Here is a 17,469-nt window from a genome sequence, read left to right as displayed (position 1 = left end):
GAGGCACGGCCGGCGGGGCCGGATCCGGCGCGGCGCCCGACTCCGCCAGAGGCCCGTCCAGCGGCGCGGCCGGTCGAAGCGGTTGCACACGCGTCTTGTCCTCGCCGTCCACCACCCGTCGAGTATCACTCATGTCCCGGCGGGCGTCAGGTCCACGTACCCTTGGTGGCATGCCCCGGTACGAGTTCCGATGCCGCGCCTGCGGCGACACCTTCGAGGTCAACCGTCCGATGGCGGAGGCCGGAGCGCCGGCCACCTGCCCGCAGGGCCATGCCGACACGGTCAAGTTGCTCTCGGCGGTGTCGGTCACCGGTCGCGGCACCGGCGCCGCGCCGGCGGGCGGTGGTGGCGGCTGCTGCGGTGGCGCCTGCGGCTGCTGACCCGGCGGTTTCGGCGGCAGACTCGTGAACTGCCCTTGCCGGGACCGGGTTCGAGTGGCACCTTGAGGCGGCACGTGCCCGGCCGTTCTCACGATGCGTGACCGCTCGGACTCAGGCAGCATGAACCCGACGTCACGGGCGGAGGTTCCACGCATGTCGCCACGGATCCAGCTCCCGAGCGGTTGGGTGACCTTCGTGTTCACCGACATCGAGGGCTCGACCCGGCTGGCCCAGTTGCTCGGCGCGGACTACCGCCCGGTGCTCGCCGAGCATCGACGGTTGCTGCGGCGCACTCTGGCCGCCACCGGTGGTGCCGAACTGTTGACCGAGGGCGACTCCTTCTTCCTGGCCTTCGACGACGCGGCGGCGGCGTTGACGGCCTGCCTGACCGCTCAGCGGGCCCTGGCGAACCACGACTGGCCGACCGAGGAGGCCGCGCCCCGGGTACGGATGGGCCTGCACACCGGCTACGCCGAGCCCCGCGACGGGGAGTACGCCAGCCCCGAGGTGCACCGGGCCGCCCGGGTGGCCGCGGCGGCGCATGGCGGCCAGGTGCTCTGCTCGGCGTCCACGGCCCGCCGGGCCGACCCGCTGCCACCGGGCGCCACCCTGCTGGACCTGGGCCTGCACCGGTTGCGCGGCTTCGACGACCGGGAGCGGCTGTTCCAACTGATCGCGCCCGGGCTGGAACGGCAGTTCCCCCGCCCGCGTACCGCCGAGGCCGTGGCGCACAACCTGCCGACCCAGGTGACCTCGTTCGTCGGGCGGCAGGTCGAGCGCGCCGAGCTGAGTGCGCTGGTGGATCGGCACCGGTTGGTCACGGTGCTGGGCGCGGGCGGCGCGGGGAAGACCCGACTCGCCGTGGAGCTGGCCGGTGGCGTGGTCGAGGCGTACCCCGACGGGGTCTGGTTCGTCGACATCGCCGCGGTGACCGACCCGGGGTTGGTGGCGTTCGCGATCGCCGCGGTGCTCGGGCTGCGGCCCGAGCCGGGCCGCCCGATGCTGGACACGCTCGTCGAGTACGCGGCGGGCCGCCGGATGCTTGTCGTGCTCGACACCTGCGACACGCAGCCGGCCGCCTGCGGCGAGGTCATCTCGCGGCTGCTCTCCGGTGGAGGCGGCGTGCGGGTGCTGGCGACCAGCCGCGAGTCGTTCAGCCTGCCCGGCGAGGTGGTGTGGCGGATCCCGCCGCTCTCGGTCGACCCACGTGCCGACGGCGCGGAGAGCGATGCGGTCGCGCTGCTGCTGGACCGTACCGCTGCGGCCCGTGGCGGCCGGCAGCCGGAGCCGGCCGAGTCGGCCGATCTTCGCCGGGTGGTGCAGCGGTTGGACGGGCTGCCGCTCGCCATCGAGCTGGCGGCAGCCCGGCTGCGGGTGCTCTCCGTCGGTCAGCTCGCCGAGCGGCTGGACGACGTCCTCGGCACCCTGGACGCCGGCCGGGAGGACCCGGAGCCACCGCCGGTGGAGCGGGGCTGGTCCGGCAACCAACAGGACACCGTGGACCTGGTGGCCGCGGCGATCGGTACGCCGCCGCCCACCCCGGCGAGCCGGGCCGTGCAGCGGTCAGCCACCGAACGGCACCTGACCATGCAGGCCACCGTGACCTGGTCGTACCGGACGTTGGGGCCGCGGGCCGCGCGGCTGTTGCGCTGGATGGCCGTCTTCGCCGGCCCGGTGGACCTGCCGACGGTGGAGTGGCTGCTCGGCGACGACCCGCTGGATCCGCTGTCGGTGCTGGTGGACAAGTCGATGGTGTTGGCCGAGCCGCGGGCCGCCGGCAGTTCGTACCGGATGCTCGACCCGATCCGGGCGTACGCGGCGCGGCGGCTGGCCGAGGCGGGTGAGGAGCAGGCTGCCCGCGACCGGCACGTGGCCTGGTCGGCGCACGCTCTGGATCGGGCCCACCTCGGCCCGGACGGGCGACCCGTGACGCTGTCCCTCTACACGCTCGATCCGCTGGCCGACGAGCTGCGGGCCGCGTTGCGCTGGTGTGCCACCGGTGGCAGCGCCCGCGCCGGTCTACGTCTCACGGGCGGGCTGGACCAGTGGTGGCGCGAGCGCGGGCTGGCGCGGGAGGGTCGACTCTGGCTGTTCCGGCTGTACGGACGAATCGCCGAGACGGGCGAGCGGATCCCGGACGCGGAGCTGGCGGCGGCGTACCACATGCACTCGCTGCACGCCGGCGCCGACGGGGAGTTCGCCGAGGAGTTGCGCTACTCGCAGCGGGCGGAGGCCGCCGCCCGGCAGGCCGGTGATGCCGGTCTGCTCGCCCGGGTGCTCGCCGGCCGAGCCGCGCCGCTCGTGGACATGGGTCAGTTCTTCGAGGCCGAGCGGGTCTGCCGGGAGGTCATCGACTGGGCGCACGGGCAGGACGTGGTGGGCGAGGCGCTGTTCGCGGTGTTCAGCCTGGCCGAGCTGCTCTGGCGGCGGGGCGCGCTGGCGGAGGCGGCGGACCTGCTGGGCGCGGCGCGTCCGGTCGAGGCCGCCCGCCCGGTCGAGCGGGGCCGTCGTTCGGTGGACATGCTGCTCGGGATGGTCGCGCTGGCCCGGGGCGACGTGATCGCCGCGCACGAGCACCTGTTGGTGGCGCTGCGCTCGCGGATGGGGCACGGCTACCACGGCCGGGCCTGCGACACCCTGCACGCGATCGCGGTTCGGTGCGCGCTCGGCGGGGACCCGACGACCGCCGCGCGGCTGTTCGGCGCGGCGCAGGCCACCCGGGCGAGCATGCGGGCGACACCGGGCATCTACGGCGGCTACTGGGCCGACCAGCAGGCGGAGTTGCGGGCGATGATGGGTGACGTCGCGTTCGACGACGCGTACTCGGAGGGCGCCGAGTTGAGCCTGGACGAGGCGGTAGCGCTCGCCCTCGACGTGGAACACCCGGACCTGGCGGCGGACTCGACCCGCTTCAGCACCGACCTCTCCCACCCCGCCCCACCCCAACACCCCGCCACAAAAACCGAACACGCCTAACCCACCCCACCCCCACCCCCACCCCACCCCGACCCCCCTTGAACCTTGTTGATCAAGAGGTTTGCGTCAAAAATCGTGCCTTCGCTGACGCAAACTTCTTGATCACCGGGGTGGGGGTGGGGGTGGGGGTGGGGGTGGGGGTGGGGGTGGGTGGGGGTTAGGTGCGGGTGCGGGCGTTGGATTCGGCTTGGGCCTTCATCTGGGCGGCTCGGTCGATGTCGGACTGTTGGACTGCGGCTACCGAGCCGAAGATGTGGACCGCCTGGTAGTAGGTCCAGGCCAGGCTGTAGCAGGCCGGGCGGACGACCGTGTTGTACGTGGCGCAGACCCGCTTGAGATCCGCGTAGAAGGCGCTGTCGAGGCGGGCCTTGTTGGCGGAGAACTGGCCGACCGCCTTGTAGTTGCGGTAGCCGAAGTCGTGCCGGTAGCAGCCCAGGTTGAAGGTGAAGCCGAGCGGGTTGTCCGGGCTGGACGAGCAGTAGTCGGTGGACCAGACGAAGTTGTACTCGGCCCAGGGGGCCCGGTTGAGGCGGGCGCTGTTCCAGGAGTTGTAGCTGGACGCGCTGGTCTGGGTCCAGCTCGACAGCACGGACAACTTCTCGGCGGGGGTGACGGCGGCGGCGGGGGAGGCGATGGCGAGGGTGGCGAGCAGCGCGAGCGCGCCCGAGGTGAACAGGGTGGCGAGACGTCGGGGCACGGTTTACCTCCGCAGGGTGGGCGGTGGGACGGAAGTTACCGGCTGGTCACCGGATGTCGACAAGTTTCGATCAATTGATCAGCCTGCCGGTATGCGCCGCGCCAACTATCGGTGACATGCGTTGAAACAGACGAATGCCCCGGGCGCGGGTGCACCCGGGGCAGTCATCGGACCTGGTCAGCGCAGCAGGAACGCCGGCGGGCTGACGTGGCTCTCGTTGGCCGTCCGGTCGAGCGCGGTCACCAGGTAGGTGTAGCGCCGGCCGGGCTCGGCCGACGGGTCCACCCAGGACTGCACGCCGCCCGGGGTGGCCCGGACGGTGTCGACCAGTCCGGTGGCGTCGGCGGTGGCGCACTGCCCGGGCAGCGTGGTTCCGTCGAACCGGTAGATCGCGTACGAGGTGGCCGTGCCCAGGGGGCCCTTGCCGTCGGCCGGCTGACGCCAGGTCAGCCGTACCCCGTCGGTGTCCCGCGCGACCCGGGTGACCACCGGCGGGAGCAGCGGCTTCGCCGGCAGGTGCGGCATGGCCGGTACGAGGGCCGGGCGCGAGTAGTGCTCGGCCGCGTAGATGTCGGTGGCGTCGAGCCGGTTGGCCCGTACCTGGACGGCGGAGAAGTGCACGTTGCCCTGCACCTCCGGGTACGACCGGTTCAGCGTCAGGTGGTCGGACAGCTCACGCGGGTTCTGCCAGTACGGCCCGTACGCGGGGTCGCCGCTCTTGTAGTCGGCCTGGCCGATGTAGAGCTGCACCCGGGTTCCGCGCACGGTCTCGGCCCACCACGGCACGAGTCGCGCGTAGTCGGCCGCCGGGTACTGGCCGATGTACCAGTAGAGCTGCGGCACGACGTAGTCGATCCACTCCTGCTTGATCCACTTTCGGGTGTCGGCCGAGATGATGTCGTACGACTGGCTGCCGGTGGTGTCCGAGCCGAGCGGGTCGGCGCTGGCGTTGCGCCAGATGCCGAACGGGCTGACCCCGAACTTCACCCACGGCTTCGCCGCCTTGATCTTGCCGTTCATCTCCTGGATCAGCAGGTTGATGTTGTCCCGCCGCCAGTCGGCACGATCGGTGAATCCCCGGTTGTACGCCGTGAACGTGGCATCGTCGGGCACCTGCCAGGTACCGCTGGGGTAGGGGTAGAAGTAGTCGTCGAAGTGGATGCCGTCGATGTCGTACCGCTGGACCGCGTCCATCATCGCGGTCTGGACGAACTCGCGGACCTCGGGAATCCCGGGGTTGTAGTAGAGCCGGCTGCTGGCGACGCCGGCCGGCGGATAGGCGAAGGTCCAGTCGGGGTGCGCCCGGGCCGGGTGCCCGGGCGCGAGCTGGCCGAGGTCGGCGCCGGCGCCGCCGGGCGCCGGCATGGAGACCCGGTACGGGTTGAACCAGGCGTGGAATTCGAGGTTGCGCTTGTGCGACTCCTCGACGAGGAAGGCCAGCGGGTCCCAGCCGGGGTCCTGGCCGCGCACCCCGGTCAGGTACTCGGACCACGGCTCGTACGGCGAGGGCCAGAGCGCGTCGGCGGTGGGTCGGACCTGTACGACCACGGCGTTGTGGTTCAGTCGTTCGGCGAGGTCCAGCAGGCCGCGGTACTCGGCCTGCTGGGCGGCGATCCGGTCCGGGCTGGTCTGGGAGGCCTTGCTGGGCCAGTCGATGTTGACCACCGACGAGATCCACATGGCCCGGAACTGACGCTTGGGGGTGGCCGGGTTGGTGACACAGGCGGCGGCGGTGGGGGTGGTGCTGGCGTTCGCAGGCGTCGCGGCGGCGAGTGAGCCGAGCAGGATCGCGGTCAGGCCGGCGGCGGTGAGGCGAAGTGCTTTCATGCGGTATGTCCCTTCATTGGGGCTCCCGGTGCGATCTGCATGCGGCAAGATTCGCCGCTGCCTATCTGCGTACAGAAGGAAATTTTCACAATCGCGTCGCCGCCGCAAGTGTTCGTGGTTGACCATTCGCCCCGCTGGGTAGCAACGCCGGTCACCGGCCGCCACGGTGGTGGTCGCGCGGTGTGAAGGGGTGAGCGCATGTCCGTGCTGCGAACCAAACCGATCAAGGACGTCATAGCCCAGGGCGAGGCGGACGGCAGCGACGGCAAGCTCGGGCTCAAGAGGCGACTCGGCGCCCTCGACCTCACCGGCTTCGGCATCGGCATCGTGATCGGCACCGGCATCTTCACGCTCACCGGCATCGAGGCCCGCGACAGCGCCGGCCCCGGCGTGGTGATCTCCTTCGGGATCGCCGGCGTGGTGGCCCTGCTCGCCGCCCTCTGCTACGCCGAGCTGGCGTCCAGCGTGCCGACCGCCGGCAGCGCCTACACCTACGCGTACGCCACGATGGGCGAGATCGTCGCCTGGATCATCGGCTGGGACCTGCTCCTGGAGTTCGCGCTCGGCGCGGCGGTGGTGGCCCGCGGCTGGTCCGGCTACCTGGCCGAACTGCTCGACCTGCCGACCCGGTGGTTCGGTGAGGAGGGCAGCGTCGTCAACGTGGGCGCGATCGCCATCGTGCTGATCCTCGGCATCGTCGCGATCGTCGGCATCCGGGAGTCCGCCCGGATCACCAACCTGCTGGTGCTGGTCAAGGTGGCGATCTGCGTCTTCGTGGTGGTCGCCGGTCTGTTCTTCGTCAAGGCCGCCAACCTCACCCCGTTCATCCCGCCGGCCGAGCCCGCCGGCAGCGGCGACGACGGCATCAAGCAGCCGGTGACGCAGGCGCTGTTCGGTTTGGAGCCGTCGGTCTTCGGCTTCGTCGGGGTGCTCAGCGCCGCCGCGGTGGTCTTCTTCGCGTACACCGGCTTCGAGGCCGTCGCGAACCTGGGCGAGGAGACCCGCAAGCCCAAGCGGGACCTCACCCTGGGTCTGCTCGGTACGCTGCTGATCTCCACCGTGCTCTACATCGGCGTCTCGCTGGTGGTCGTCGGCATGGTGCCGTACACCGAGATCGACCGGGGCGCCCCGATCGCGTCGGCGTTCGAGTCGGTGGGCGCCGGCTGGGCGGCGACGCTCGTCTCCATCGCGGCGGTCGCCGGTCTGACCAGCGTCATCCTGGTCGACCTGGTGGCGATGGGTCGGATCGGCTTCGCCATCGCCCGGGACGGGCTCATCCCGCCCTCGATCGCGGCCGTGCACCCGCGCTGGGGCACCCCGTACCGGATCTCGGCGATCATGACGGTGGCGGTCGCGCTGCTGGCCGGCTTCCTGCCGCTCTCCGCCCTGGCCGACCTGGTCAGCATCGGCGCGCTCTGCGCGTTCGTACTGGTCTCGCTCGCCGTACCGATCCTGCGCCGCAAGCGTCCGGACCTGGACCGGCCGTTCCGGGTGCCGTTCTCGCCGGTGCTGCCGATCGTCTCGGCGGTCGCCTGCCTCTACCTGATGCTCAACCTGTCCGTGGAGACCTGGCTGCGGTTCCTGGCCTGGATGCTGCTCGGCGCGGTGATCTACTTCGGCTACGGCTACCGCCGCAACCGCCTCGCCCGCCACGAGCCGGCCGTCGCGCCGGAGCAGCGCGAGCCGAGCGCCTGACCCCTCCGGCACACCACAAGGGCCCCCGCCACGCGGGGGTCCTTCGTGCGTGCCGGACCCCTTCTGCAACGTTGTAGAGCGGGGTATGGTGCGCTGGGTCACATCGGGGAGGGTGCGGGGTGCGACACCGGCTCAAGGACGTGGCCGAGCGGGCCGGCGTCTCGGTGAAGACCGTCTCCAACGTGGTGAACGGCTACCTGCACGTGCGTCCGGACACCCGCGCCCGTGTCGAGGAGGCCATCGCCGAGCTGAACTACCGGCCCAACCTCTCCGCCCGTCACCTGCGCAAGGGGCGGACCGGGGTGATCGCGCTGGCGGTGCCGGAACTGGACATCCCGTACTTCGCCGAACTCGCCCGGCACATCGTCACCGCCGCCGCCGAGTACGGCTGGACCGTGCTCATCGACCAGACCGGCGGCCGGCGTGAGCAGGAGCGGGTCGTCGCCTCCGGCATCACCGACCACCTGGTCGACGGGCTCATTCTCAGCCCGCTGGCGCTCACGGCGGAGGATCTGGCCAGCCTCGACGGCACCCCGATGGTGCTGCTCGGCGAGCGCGTCGACCACGGCCCCGCCGATCGCGTGGTGATCGACAACGTCACCGCCGCCCGGGAGATCACCGACCACCTGATCCGGCTCGGCCGCCGCCGGATCGCGGCGATCGGCGCGCAGCGCACCGACGAGGGCGCCAGCGCCCGCCTCCGCCTGGCCGGCTACACCGAGGCGCTGCGCGCTGCCGGTCTGGCCTACGACGAGGCCCTCGTGGCGTCCGCGCCGGCCTGGCACCGCGCCGACGGCGCGGCCGCGATGCGCGGCCTGCTCACCACGGGAGTACGCCCCGACGCCGTGTTCTGCTTCAACGACACGCTCGCCCTGGGCGCCCTGCGCGCCCTGCACGAGGCGGGCCTGCGCGTGCCCGAGGACGTGGCGGTGGTCGGCTTCGACGACATCGAGGACGGGCGTTTCTCGGTCCCCACGCTGAGCACCGTCGCTCCCGACAAGGAGCAGATCGCCCGGCTGGCCGTCGAACTCCTCGCCAATCGCCTCGACGGCGACCGCGCCGCCCCCGCCCGCGCGCTCAAGGCCCCGTACCAGCTGGAACTGCGCGAATCCACCGGGCTCTAGTCGAAGAAGCGGGCCAGGTGGAAGTTCGGAGCGGGCTCGGCGTCGGCGGGGAGGGGCGTCAGGTCCGCGAAGATCGACGCGCCGTCGCACCCGGCGTGCAGCGGATACCAGCGCGGGGTGCCCGGCGGCCGGAGCTGGCAGATCCCCTTGAAGGTCTGCACGTCCATCAGCCGGACGTGGGTGGGGTCGGCCACCGCGTTGACGTGCCCCCACCACGGGCTCATGACGTGCAGGACGCCACCCGGGCGCAGCACCCGGTGACACTCGTCCACCAGGGGCAGGAAGTCGATCAGGTGCTCCAGGATGTGCACCGCGAACAGGACGTCCACCGAGTCGTCGGCCAGCGGCAGCGAGCCGGAGAGGTCCGCCACCGCGTCCACCCCCGGCGCGGGATAGATGTCCAGCCCGAGGTTGCCCGACCACTGCTTGGTCGGGCCGCAGCCGAGATCCACCACCACCGGCGCGCGTCCGCCGACGCCGACCTTGCACCAGACGCCGTAGACGCCGGCCAACCGTCCCACCAGGTCCCGTACCAGCCGTAGGTCGGCCGGCTCGGCCACCTCTCCGCTGAGGTGGGCGACCCCTCGGTCGAACCGCACCTCGACGGCCAGGCCCCGGAGCCGGTCGTCGTGCCGGACCTGGTCCGCCCACGCCTGCGCGAGGGATTCGTCGATCAACCGCAGCCGGTCGGCCGAGGGCGGAGTCTGTGCCAAAGCGACCATTCGGGCCACCTCCCGCCGCGCGTTACCCGCCTACGCGCCCGGTATTCCCGTTTCGCCGTCGCGCGACTGCCGGTGGGCGTGTCGGGGCGTCCCGAGCACCTACCTGTCGAGCGTGATGACTATGCGGCATCTTGATGCCCCACAGTCATCACGCTCATCGGAGTGCCGCCCTCCGGTCCAAGGTCCGCGCTCCGGTCCGGGTCCGCGCTCCGGTCCAAGGCCCGCGCTTCGGGTCCGCGGCCGGTGCTCCGGTCCAGGGCCGTCGACGGTCAGCCCGACAGCGTCCGGCGACCACCGCGCATCCGTTGGCGGGGCGGAGGAGCCGCCGGCTTCGGCCGCTTGAGGTGGTAGCGGTGCAGTTCGTGGTTGCCGGGCAGCGACGGGTCCTCGCTCATCGCAACCAGCTCCCAGCCCTGGTCGCCGGCCCGGTTGAGGTGGGCCAGCGCGGTGTCGCCGTACGGCGTCACGTCGACCATCGAGCCGTCCGGGCCGTACCAGACGAAGACGACCTCCCAGCCGAGGTCGTTGGTCGCGGCCTGGCGGCGGCGGACCAGCAGGGCGTACTCCCACTTGAGCATGGCGTTATTCTCACCCCGCGCCGGCCCGCCGGCACGGATCAATCCTCGGCGATCCGCCCGGCGTCGACCCGCAGCCGCCGGTTGGTCTCGACGGCGGCCAGCATCCGCCGGTCGTGCGTGACCAGCAGCAGCGTTCCGGGGTAGCTGGCCAGCGCCGATTCGAGCTGTTCGATGGCGGGCAGGTCCAGGTGGTTGGTGGGCTCGTCCAACACCAGCAGGTTGACCCCACGCCCCTGGAGCAGGGCCAGCGCCGCCCGGGTGCGCTCGCCAGGCGAGAGGGTCGCCGCCGGTCGGGGGACGTGCCCCGCGCGCAGGCCGAACTTGGCCAGCAGGGTCCGCGCGTCCGCTGGCGACATCTGGGGTACGGCCGCCTGGAACGCGTCGATCAGCGGCGCGTCGCCGAGGAACAACCCCCGGGCCTGGTCCACCTCACCGACCACCACTCCCGGCCCGAGCGAGGCGGTGCCCTCGTCCACCGGCAGCCGCCCCAGCAGCGCGGCCAGCAGGGTGGACTTGCCGGAGCCGTTCGCCCCGGTAACCGCGACCCGGTCCGCCCAGTCGATCTGGAGGTTGACCGGCCCGAGGGTGAAAGCTCCCCGGCGTACCACCGCGTTGCGCAGCGTGGCCACGACCGCGCCGGCGCGGGGCGCGGCGGCGATCTCCATCCGCAGCTCCCACTCCTTGCGGGGCTCCTCCACCACGTCGAGCCGTTCGATCAGCCGCTCGGTCTGCTTGACCTTGCCGGCCTGCTTCTCGGTGGCTTCGCTCCGGAACTTGCGGCCGATCTTGTCGTTGTCGGTGGCCTTGCGACGGGCGTTCTTCACGCCCTTCTCCATCCAGCCCCGCTGGGTGCGCGCCCGCGCCTCCAGACCGGCCTTCGTGTCGGCGTACTCCTCGAAGTCGGCGCGGGCGTGCCGGCGCGCCACCTCGCGCTCCTCCAGATAGGCCGCGTAGCCGCCGCCGTAGTGGTTGACCTGCTGCTGCGGCAGGTCCAGCTCCAGCACCCGGGTCACCGTTCGGGTCAGGAACTCCCGGTCGTGGCTGACCAGCACCGTGCCGGCCCGCAGCCCGGTGACGAACTCCTCCAGCCGCTCCAACCCGGCCAGGTCCAGGTCGTTGGTCGGCTCGTCAAGCAGGAACACGTCGTACCGGCTGAGCAGCAGCGACGCCAGCCCCGCCCGGGCCGCCTGACCGCCGGAGAGCCCGGTCATCAGGTGGTCCAGGTCGACCGTGAGCCCCAGATCGGCGCTCACCTGCTCGGCGCGTTCGTCGAGGTCCGCGCCGCCGAGGGCGAGCCAGCGCTCCAGCGCGTCGCCGTACGCGTCGTCGGCGCCCGCCGACCCGGCCGTCAACGCCTCGGTCGCGGCGTCCAGCGCCGCCTGCGCGCCGGTCACCCCGGTCCGGCGGGCCAGGAACTCCCGTACCGTCTCGCCCGGCCGCCGCTCCGGCTCCTGCGGCAGGTGCCCGACGCTCGCGGTGGGCGGGCTGAGTCGCACGCTGCCGGCCTCGACCGGCAACAACCCGGCGAGGGTACGCAGCAGCGTCGACTTCCCGGCCCCGTTCGGCCCGACCAGGCCGACCACGTCGCCCGGGGCGACCACCAGGTCCAACCCGGCGAAGAGAGGGCGGTCGCCGTGCCCGGCGGCCAGGTCCTTGACGATCATCGTGGCGCTCATCAGGACGGCAGCCTATCGGGCCGCCCGCATGAGAACGCCCGCGAGCGGGCAGACTCCATGACGTGGTGACCACACTGGCGATCGACTGCGGTGGCGGCGGCATCAAGGCGTCGGTGCTCGACGAGGCCGGCACGATGCGCGCCCGACCGCTGCGGGTGCCGACCCCGTACCCGCTGCCGCCCGCCCTGTTCGTGCGGACCCTGCTGGACCTCGGTGGGCGACTGCCCACGGCCGACCGGCTGACCGTCGGCGTCCCCGGGATGATCCGGCACGGCGTCGTGGTGGCCACCCCGCACTACGTCACCCGCAGCGGACCCCGGTCCCGGGTAGACCCGGAGCTGCTGGCCGAGTGGTCCGGCTGGGACGCGCGGGGCGCGCTGGCCGACGCGTTCGGGGTGCCGGCGTTGGTGCTCAACGACGCCGAGGTGCATGGGGCCGGTGTGGTGGCCGGTACCGGCTGTGAACTGGTGTTGACGTTGGGAACGGGGTTGGGTAGCGCCCTCTTCGACGGTGGCGTCCTCGCGCCACACCTGGAGTTGTCGCACGCGCCGGTGCGCTGGGGCACCACCTACGACACGTACGTGGGCGAGCCGGAGCGGCGACGGCTCGGCGACGCCTTCTGGTCCCGCCGCATCCGGCAGGTCGTGGACGGGCTGCGTCCGGTGTTCCGATGGGACCGGCTCTACCTGGGCGGGGGCAACTCGCGGCTGATCCGACCCGAGCAACTCGCCCGGATGGGCGACGACGTGGTGGTGGTGCCGAACACGGCGGGCATCGTCGGTGGGGTCCGGGCCTGGGAGCTGTCCGTCGGCCGCCGGGACGCCCGAACCTGACCTATTTCGACCCGGGGAACAGTCGCCAAACGCCGAGTGTTGTGCCAGCGTCGGAACAGGTGACGGCGCGACCCGAGGAGGTGGGCAGATGGATCTCCTGGCGGACTACCGACGGGCGACCATGTTCTTCGAGACCGGTGACCCGAGCGGCGCGGCCCGACTGCTGGAGCCGATCGTGGACGCCGAGCCCGGCAACGCGGCCGTCCGGCAGTTGCTGGCCCGGGCGTACTTCCAGTCGGCCCAGCTCAACCGGGCCGAGGAGCAGTTGCGGGAACTGGTCGACCGGGACCCGAGCGACCACTACGCGCACCACGTGCTGGGTCGGACGCTGGAGCGGCTGAACCGGCACACCGACGCGCTGCGGCACCTGCGGATCGCCGCGGCGATGTACGCGGCAAACGACGACTACCGGATCGCGCTCCAGCGGGTGGAGACCCGCGTGGGCGGCACGCGCTGAGCTCGGAGCAGGCGGTGTACGAAGGGGCGGTCCCACGGGACCGCCCCTTCGTCGTCGGGCCGTGGGGTGGGCCGACGGGCGTGCCTAGGATGGTGGACATGGGACCTGACCGGCCGAGGGCTGCGGCATGAAGCTCAAGCTGGACCTGCACGACATCTTCAACAAGGGCCAGGACATCGACCGCGCGCTGCGCGGGATCATGGACGAGGCGGTCGCGAAGAAAGCCACCCTCGTCGAGATCATCCCGGGTAAGGGGTCGGGGCAGCTCAAGAAGCGGGTGCTGCGGTTCCTCGACCAGAAGGACGTCAAGCAGCTCTACCACCGGGTCGAGAAGGACTCGAAGAACTTCGGCCGCCTCTTCGTCCACTTCCGCTGGAAGTAGCTCAAGCCGCCGGAGGCCGCCCCGTTCGGCGTCGGCGCCGAGGTTCTCGGCGACCACGGTCACGACTCTCAGGGTTGAGCCTCCCTCAGCGGGCCGAGCAACCAGCGATGGGCGGCGGCGTGACTGCGGAGGTGGACCACGGGAAGGTCCGGACGCCGGGCCGCCAGGGCCTCGATACGTGTGGCCGTCTGAGGATGCGTGTTCCACGCCCAGCGAACGATGTGCTCGGGGTCGGTGAACAGGGTCCAGAGCGGCGGCTCCACGTTGCCGTTCCAGAGCTGTTGGCGTCGAAGGCGGCGTACGACGGTCCGCCGGACGACCTGGCGCATCACGGTGATCTTCGGCAGATCCAGCCACACCACCAGGTCGGCGAGGTCGGCGAGATGGGTGCGTACCGCCCTGTACTGCCACTCGGTCACCCAGGAGGGGCCGGCGCTGAAGCGGCGTACGTCGTCTTCGAAGGACGGACGTCTGGTCCAGGACGGTCCGTGGAACAGGCCGTCGATCTCAATGTGCGGCGCTTGCAACGACGTGGCGATGCGGGAGGCGAGGGTCGTCTTTCCGGCGCCCGAGGTGCCGGCCACCAGCACGCGGCGGGGACGGCACGGCAGGGGATCGGCGGCGTCCAGGTGCGGCATGGCGATGAGGGTAGTTCGACCGCTTCGGCGTAGTACCTACCGCGACTCTAGACTGCCCGCCATGCTCGTCGCCCAGTACGCGTACTTGGCGCTGTCCTCGGTTCGGATGTCAGCGGCCGAGATCACCGGCCGGTTGGGCATCGAGCCCGACGAGGTGCTCGTTCGTGGCAGTCGCCAGGCCGATCCGGTTCGGCCCACCGCTCATCGGTGGAAGATCGTGTGTCGCAAGCCCGGACTTACCGTGGACGAACAGATTGCGGACATCGTGGATCGCCTGTTCGACCACGCCGAGCGGATCGGGGAAGTTGCCGCCGAGCTGGACCGCGTCGATGACGTGCCCGGTTCGAGTGTCCTGCAAGTCGTCCGGGTGTTCGAGCACCCGGACGGCGAGGAGGAAGACCTGGCCGGTCCCGTCGACGGCATGCAGAAACTCACGGGGCAACACCAGTTGCTGGGCTGGCACCTGAATGCCCGGGTGCTGGAATTCCTCCGGCTCACGCGGGCGGAACTGGACGTGGACGAGTACCTGTACGGATGAAGAGCCCGGACTGGCGATAGGACGGAGATGACGTCAGCGCTCGCGGATGTGGCTATCGAACCGCGTTCAGCGCGTCGCGGAACTCGGCGGTGGCCTGCTCGTGGGGGTAGCGACGGTGAAGCTCTACGTCAACTTCGCCGGCGACGAGCAGCAGCGAGGGCAGGGACCGCCGAGTGGCGGCGAACGCCGCCACCCCCTGCTCGACGGCCCGGTCCAACTCGCCAGCGCGCAAGGCTGTGGCGGCGAGAGTAAGTCTGGCTTCGGCAATCCGCATGGGTGACCGCTCGATGCCATCGGACCCGGTGCCGAGTCGCAGAACCTCGTTGGCGTAGTGCTCGGCGAGAGTGTCATGTTCGGCGAGGCGGTAGGCGTCCATCGCGTAGAACAGCCATTTGCCAGGATCGACCTCGAAGTGGTTGTCGGGCCGGTCCGGCGTACCGAGGTCGTCGAGCAGCCGCCGACCTCGATCGAGCGCCGTCCGCGCGCCCTCGAGATCGCCGAGCCGTGCCAGCGCTTTGGCTTCCTGTGCGATCAGTTGCACCCCCACCCGCTGTCGGCCGGCGGCTTCCTGCCCAGCTCGGGCGGCAGTCAACACCGCCTCGTGCCGGGACTGGGTGAGTGCGAACCACGCCGTCATCTCCCACGCCCAGCCGGTGATGCCGGCGTGACCGGCTTCCTCGCCGAGCTGACGAGCGGCAGTGCGGGTGGCCTCGGCGCTGGCGCGTTTGCCGAGGTCGTATTCGACACAGCCGATCAGCAGTGCGAGCCAGCCCGCGCACACCAGCAGTTCGCGGTGCTGCCGCAGCCCGGTGGGTCGCTGTAGCAGTCGGGCGACCTCGCGCAGCCAACCCTGACCTTCGGCGCGGAGTTCCCCGGCGTCGTGCCACCCGTACTGGCAGCACAGCTCGGTCACGGTCGCCTGCAACGTCTCGATGGTGGCGGGGGCGGTGTCGCTGGCGTGCATTCGATGTAGCAGCTCGACGGTCTCCGACGGCCGGGTGTCCGAGGCGGCGGCGATGTCCAGGGCGGCGCAGGCGATCAGCTCCCCACGAGCGGCCAGGACGTCGTCGATCCGGCGGGCCAGATCCTCACCCGGTCGACGCCGGCCGTTCTCAAGCCGTGAGAGGTGACCCTTGTCGGCAGGCAGCAGCTCTGCGAGAGCGGCCAGGCTGAGCCCGCGCGCTTCCCGCGCTGTCCGCATTCGGGCGCCGAATGTTGGCATGTCTCGCGCCTCCCACCGGAGTTGCCAGGTTGCCGGTGCGCATTGGCAACGCGCAACCCGTCGACCGATGTGAGGGTACCGCCGCACGGTGTATCGGACGCGTACGCGCAGTGACGGTGGGAGGCGTGGTGGCAGTTTGGAGGCGGTTCAAGCGCTGGTGGAGTAGGCGGAGTCAGGTCCAACTGGACGTGACCGGAGCAGCGACCTGTTACCCACAGCGGTTCGGCGCGTACGGGATCACGGTACGGGCGGGACCGCATCGGCCTTTCCATCTACGTCAGTGGACTGCTCTTCGTCGTCGTCGTGGAGTTGCCCGAGGTGACGCCGGCCGAGTTGTACGAGCGGTTCGTGGCCTGGACGCGCTGATGAGCTGCATCCACCCAGGCGACGGGTGCGTGTCTCACGCCGACTACGCGCACGGTCACAGGCTGGCCGTGAGGAGGCCGCACACCGCCAGCGGTAGCACCGCGCTCTGGGTGCCCACCAGTGCCTGTCCCATCTGGACTACTCGCATCAGCCGCCGGGCTTACCGGTCGGGAGCGGGGGACCCGCGGTGACGAAGCGGACCGTCGGTTTCAGCTTGGCGCAGAGCTTGCGGGGGAAGGCCGGTGCCGCCTTGACGATCGCACCGCACCCGCCCGATGTGGTCCGGGTGACGGTCGACCATCCGGCCGGCTCGTTACGCAGGAAGTAGCGCCGCACGGCGGTGTCCACCTCGCACCCGGGGCGCGGCTCGACGCCGCACGACGTCGGGTCGTCCGGCACGGTCATGATCAGCCAGTTGCCGTCACAGGCCTCGACGTGGCCCGGCGAGTGGCGGGACACGTCCATTCCCCGTACGGCCGCACGCGTCCAGGTCGGGTCGCAGCGGTCCTCCGGTGGCTTGCAGCCAAGGGTCTCGTCACACCGGCTGTACGCGCCGTTCTTCAGCGCCCACGTCTTCTGGTTGAGCGACAGCGGGCGGTCGCCGATCGGCTCCGCCGACGTGAGGGTCACCTCGGCCGGCGCGAACGTCGGGCAGGCGCCAACGATGGCGGACCCGGCCGATTCCTGCACGATGTCGGCAAAGATGACGCCGTTCTCCTCGGTCTGGTTGTTGATCCGCACGTCGCGGGAGCAACCATCGCCACCAGCGAGCGCCTTGACCTGCACGGTCACCGTCCGGACACCCGGACCGGGCGTCACGCCGCTCACCTCGGCCTGGTAGGTGCCCCACGTGGCGGACGCGCTCGGTACGGCGTCTTCGGGCCGTGTCTGCGGCGCCGCGCAGGCAACTACTCCCGGCACGACGACAGTCAGCAGGCAGAGAACGGTTGCGAGCCGGCGCATGGATGCATCCTGCCCGTCCGCGCCGGGTTTCGTGGTCCCGGTCGAGTGACCGACGCGGGGTCGGCCCCGTGGGTCAGGCGTCGGTGCGGGAGGTGTGCGCGACCGGCCGTCGGGACCAGCACTGCGGGCGCTGGCGAACGGCCAGCTCCAGTGCGAGGTGGTCGGACTCGATCATTTCCCGGGCTATTCGACGCGCCATCTCGAGGCGGTCGACGTACGCGTCAAGATCGGTCGGGCCGGCGCCAGCCATAATCGAACTCCTCGTCCCATTCGAACTAGTCGCATCATCCACCGTGCCGGCGAGCCGCCACCATTCTCCGATCGGTGGAATCGATCCGCCGTACGGCTCTGGGTGTCGTACCCCCGGCTGGGCCGATGGTAACGGCGCGTCCACC

Annotated in this window: 17 protein-coding genes; 8 read left to right on the top strand and 9 right to left on the bottom strand. The window is 71.3% G+C overall.

The window, feature by feature from the left end:
* Positions 1 to 170 precede the first annotated feature (170 nt).
* Positions 171 to 380 carry a zinc ribbon domain-containing protein gene (locus tag ACQP0N_RS29885; RefSeq protein ID WP_396799860.1) on the top strand — a complete coding sequence of 70 codons (210 nt, stop codon included), beginning with the start codon at positions 171 to 173 and terminating at the stop codon, positions 378 to 380.
* Between the two features lie 153 nt (positions 381 to 533).
* A complete protein-coding gene (locus tag ACQP0N_RS29880) occupies positions 534 to 3,356 on the top strand; it encodes an ATP-binding protein (protein ID WP_433115723.1) in 2,823 nt (940 codons plus the stop codon).
* 157 nt (positions 3,357 to 3,513) lie between these two features.
* Here the strand turns inward: ACQP0N_RS29880 and ACQP0N_RS29875 are convergent, their stop codons facing one another.
* Both ACQP0N_RS29875 and ACQP0N_RS29870 read right to left on the bottom strand, forming a co-directional pair.
* On the bottom strand, positions 3,514 to 4,053 hold the full coding sequence (locus tag ACQP0N_RS29875; RefSeq protein WP_433115721.1) for a phospholipase: 540 nt from the start codon (positions 4,051 to 4,053) through the stop codon (positions 3,514 to 3,516).
* A gap of 177 nt (positions 4,054 to 4,230) precedes the next feature.
* Positions 4,231 to 5,880, bottom strand: a complete 1,650-nt coding sequence (locus ACQP0N_RS29870) for a glycoside hydrolase family 10 protein (RefSeq protein WP_433115719.1) — start codon at positions 5,878 to 5,880, stop codon at positions 4,231 to 4,233.
* Between the two features lie 198 nt (positions 5,881 to 6,078).
* Between ACQP0N_RS29870 and ACQP0N_RS29865 the strand changes: the two genes are divergently transcribed.
* Together ACQP0N_RS29865 and ACQP0N_RS29860 are read left to right on the top strand one after the other, a co-directional pair.
* Positions 6,079 to 7,575, top strand: coding sequence for an amino acid permease (locus tag ACQP0N_RS29865; RefSeq protein WP_396799856.1), 1,497 nt, complete (start codon positions 6,079 to 6,081; stop codon positions 7,573 to 7,575).
* Positions 7,576 to 7,694: 119 nt separating this feature from the next.
* Positions 7,695 to 8,699, top strand: a complete 1,005-nt coding sequence (locus ACQP0N_RS29860; protein ID WP_433115717.1) for a LacI family DNA-binding transcriptional regulator — start codon at positions 7,695 to 7,697, stop codon at positions 8,697 to 8,699.
* Here the strand turns inward: ACQP0N_RS29860 and ACQP0N_RS29855 are convergent.
* From ACQP0N_RS29855 to ACQP0N_RS29845, 3 genes are all read right to left on the bottom strand, one after another.
* Positions 8,696 to 9,421: a methyltransferase domain-containing protein gene (locus ACQP0N_RS29855; protein WP_433115715.1), complete on the bottom strand. Its 726-nt coding sequence runs from the start codon at positions 9,419 to 9,421 to the stop codon at positions 8,696 to 8,698. The genes ACQP0N_RS29860 and ACQP0N_RS29855 overlap by 4 nt on opposite strands.
* Before the next feature lie 269 nt (positions 9,422 to 9,690).
* The gene (locus tag ACQP0N_RS29850) at positions 9,691 to 9,999 is read right to left on the bottom strand and encodes a hypothetical protein (RefSeq protein ID WP_425889001.1); all 309 of its coding nucleotides are present in this window, start codon (positions 9,997 to 9,999) and stop codon (positions 9,691 to 9,693) included.
* Positions 10,000 to 10,037: 38 nt separating this feature from the next.
* Positions 10,038 to 11,675 carry an ABC-F family ATP-binding cassette domain-containing protein gene (locus ACQP0N_RS29845; RefSeq protein WP_433115713.1) on the bottom strand — a complete coding sequence of 546 codons (1,638 nt, stop codon included), beginning with the start codon at positions 11,673 to 11,675 and terminating at the stop codon, positions 10,038 to 10,040.
* Between the two features lie 62 nt (positions 11,676 to 11,737).
* Between ACQP0N_RS29845 and ACQP0N_RS29840 the strand changes: the two genes are divergently transcribed.
* From ACQP0N_RS29840 to ACQP0N_RS29830, 3 genes are all read left to right on the top strand, one after another.
* A complete protein-coding gene (locus tag ACQP0N_RS29840; RefSeq protein ID WP_433115711.1) occupies positions 11,738 to 12,508 on the top strand; it encodes an ROK family protein in 771 nt (256 codons plus the stop codon).
* An 88-nt stretch (positions 12,509 to 12,596) separates the two neighbouring features.
* The gene (locus ACQP0N_RS29835; RefSeq protein WP_234582401.1) at positions 12,597 to 12,965 is read left to right on the top strand and encodes a tetratricopeptide repeat protein; all 369 of its coding nucleotides are present in this window, start codon (positions 12,597 to 12,599) and stop codon (positions 12,963 to 12,965) included.
* Between the two features lie 127 nt (positions 12,966 to 13,092).
* Positions 13,093 to 13,347, top strand: coding sequence for a Smr/MutS family protein (locus ACQP0N_RS29830; RefSeq protein WP_088987488.1), 255 nt, complete (start codon positions 13,093 to 13,095; stop codon positions 13,345 to 13,347).
* A 68-nt stretch (positions 13,348 to 13,415) separates the two neighbouring features.
* Here ACQP0N_RS29830 and ACQP0N_RS29825 read toward each other — a convergent pair whose 3' ends face one another.
* A complete protein-coding gene (locus tag ACQP0N_RS29825) occupies positions 13,416 to 13,985 on the bottom strand; it encodes an AAA family ATPase (RefSeq protein WP_433115709.1) in 570 nt (189 codons plus the stop codon).
* A 61-nt stretch (positions 13,986 to 14,046) separates the two neighbouring features.
* Between ACQP0N_RS29825 and ACQP0N_RS29820 the strand changes: the two genes are divergently transcribed.
* Positions 14,047 to 14,523 carry a DUF4279 domain-containing protein gene (locus tag ACQP0N_RS29820; protein ID WP_433115707.1) on the top strand — a complete coding sequence of 159 codons (477 nt, stop codon included), beginning with the start codon at positions 14,047 to 14,049 and terminating at the stop codon, positions 14,521 to 14,523.
* A 52-nt stretch (positions 14,524 to 14,575) separates the two neighbouring features.
* On the opposite strand, the gene ACQP0N_RS29815 is transcribed toward ACQP0N_RS29820, so the two are convergent.
* The 3 genes from ACQP0N_RS29815 to ACQP0N_RS29805 form a co-directional block, all read right to left on the bottom strand.
* Positions 14,576 to 15,745, bottom strand: coding sequence for a helix-turn-helix domain-containing protein (locus ACQP0N_RS29815; RefSeq protein WP_433115705.1), 1,170 nt, complete (start codon positions 15,743 to 15,745; stop codon positions 14,576 to 14,578).
* 513 nt (positions 15,746 to 16,258) lie between these two features.
* Entirely contained in the window at positions 16,259 to 17,074 is an 816-nt protein-coding gene (locus ACQP0N_RS29810; RefSeq protein ID WP_433115704.1) for a hypothetical protein, read from the bottom strand.
* Positions 17,075 to 17,147: 73 nt separating this feature from the next.
* The gene (locus ACQP0N_RS29805; protein ID WP_355053517.1) at positions 17,148 to 17,324 is read right to left on the bottom strand and encodes a hypothetical protein; all 177 of its coding nucleotides are present in this window, start codon (positions 17,322 to 17,324) and stop codon (positions 17,148 to 17,150) included.
* Positions 17,325 to 17,469: the final 145 nt, after the last annotated feature.

It is taken from the genome of Micromonospora sp. CA-246542 (genome assembly GCF_050942905.1).
Lineage (GTDB): Bacteria > Actinomycetota > Actinomycetes > Mycobacteriales > Micromonosporaceae > Micromonospora.
Note: the sequence above shows the minus strand (reverse complement) of the source record. Positions and strands in the feature narration are given on the sequence as shown.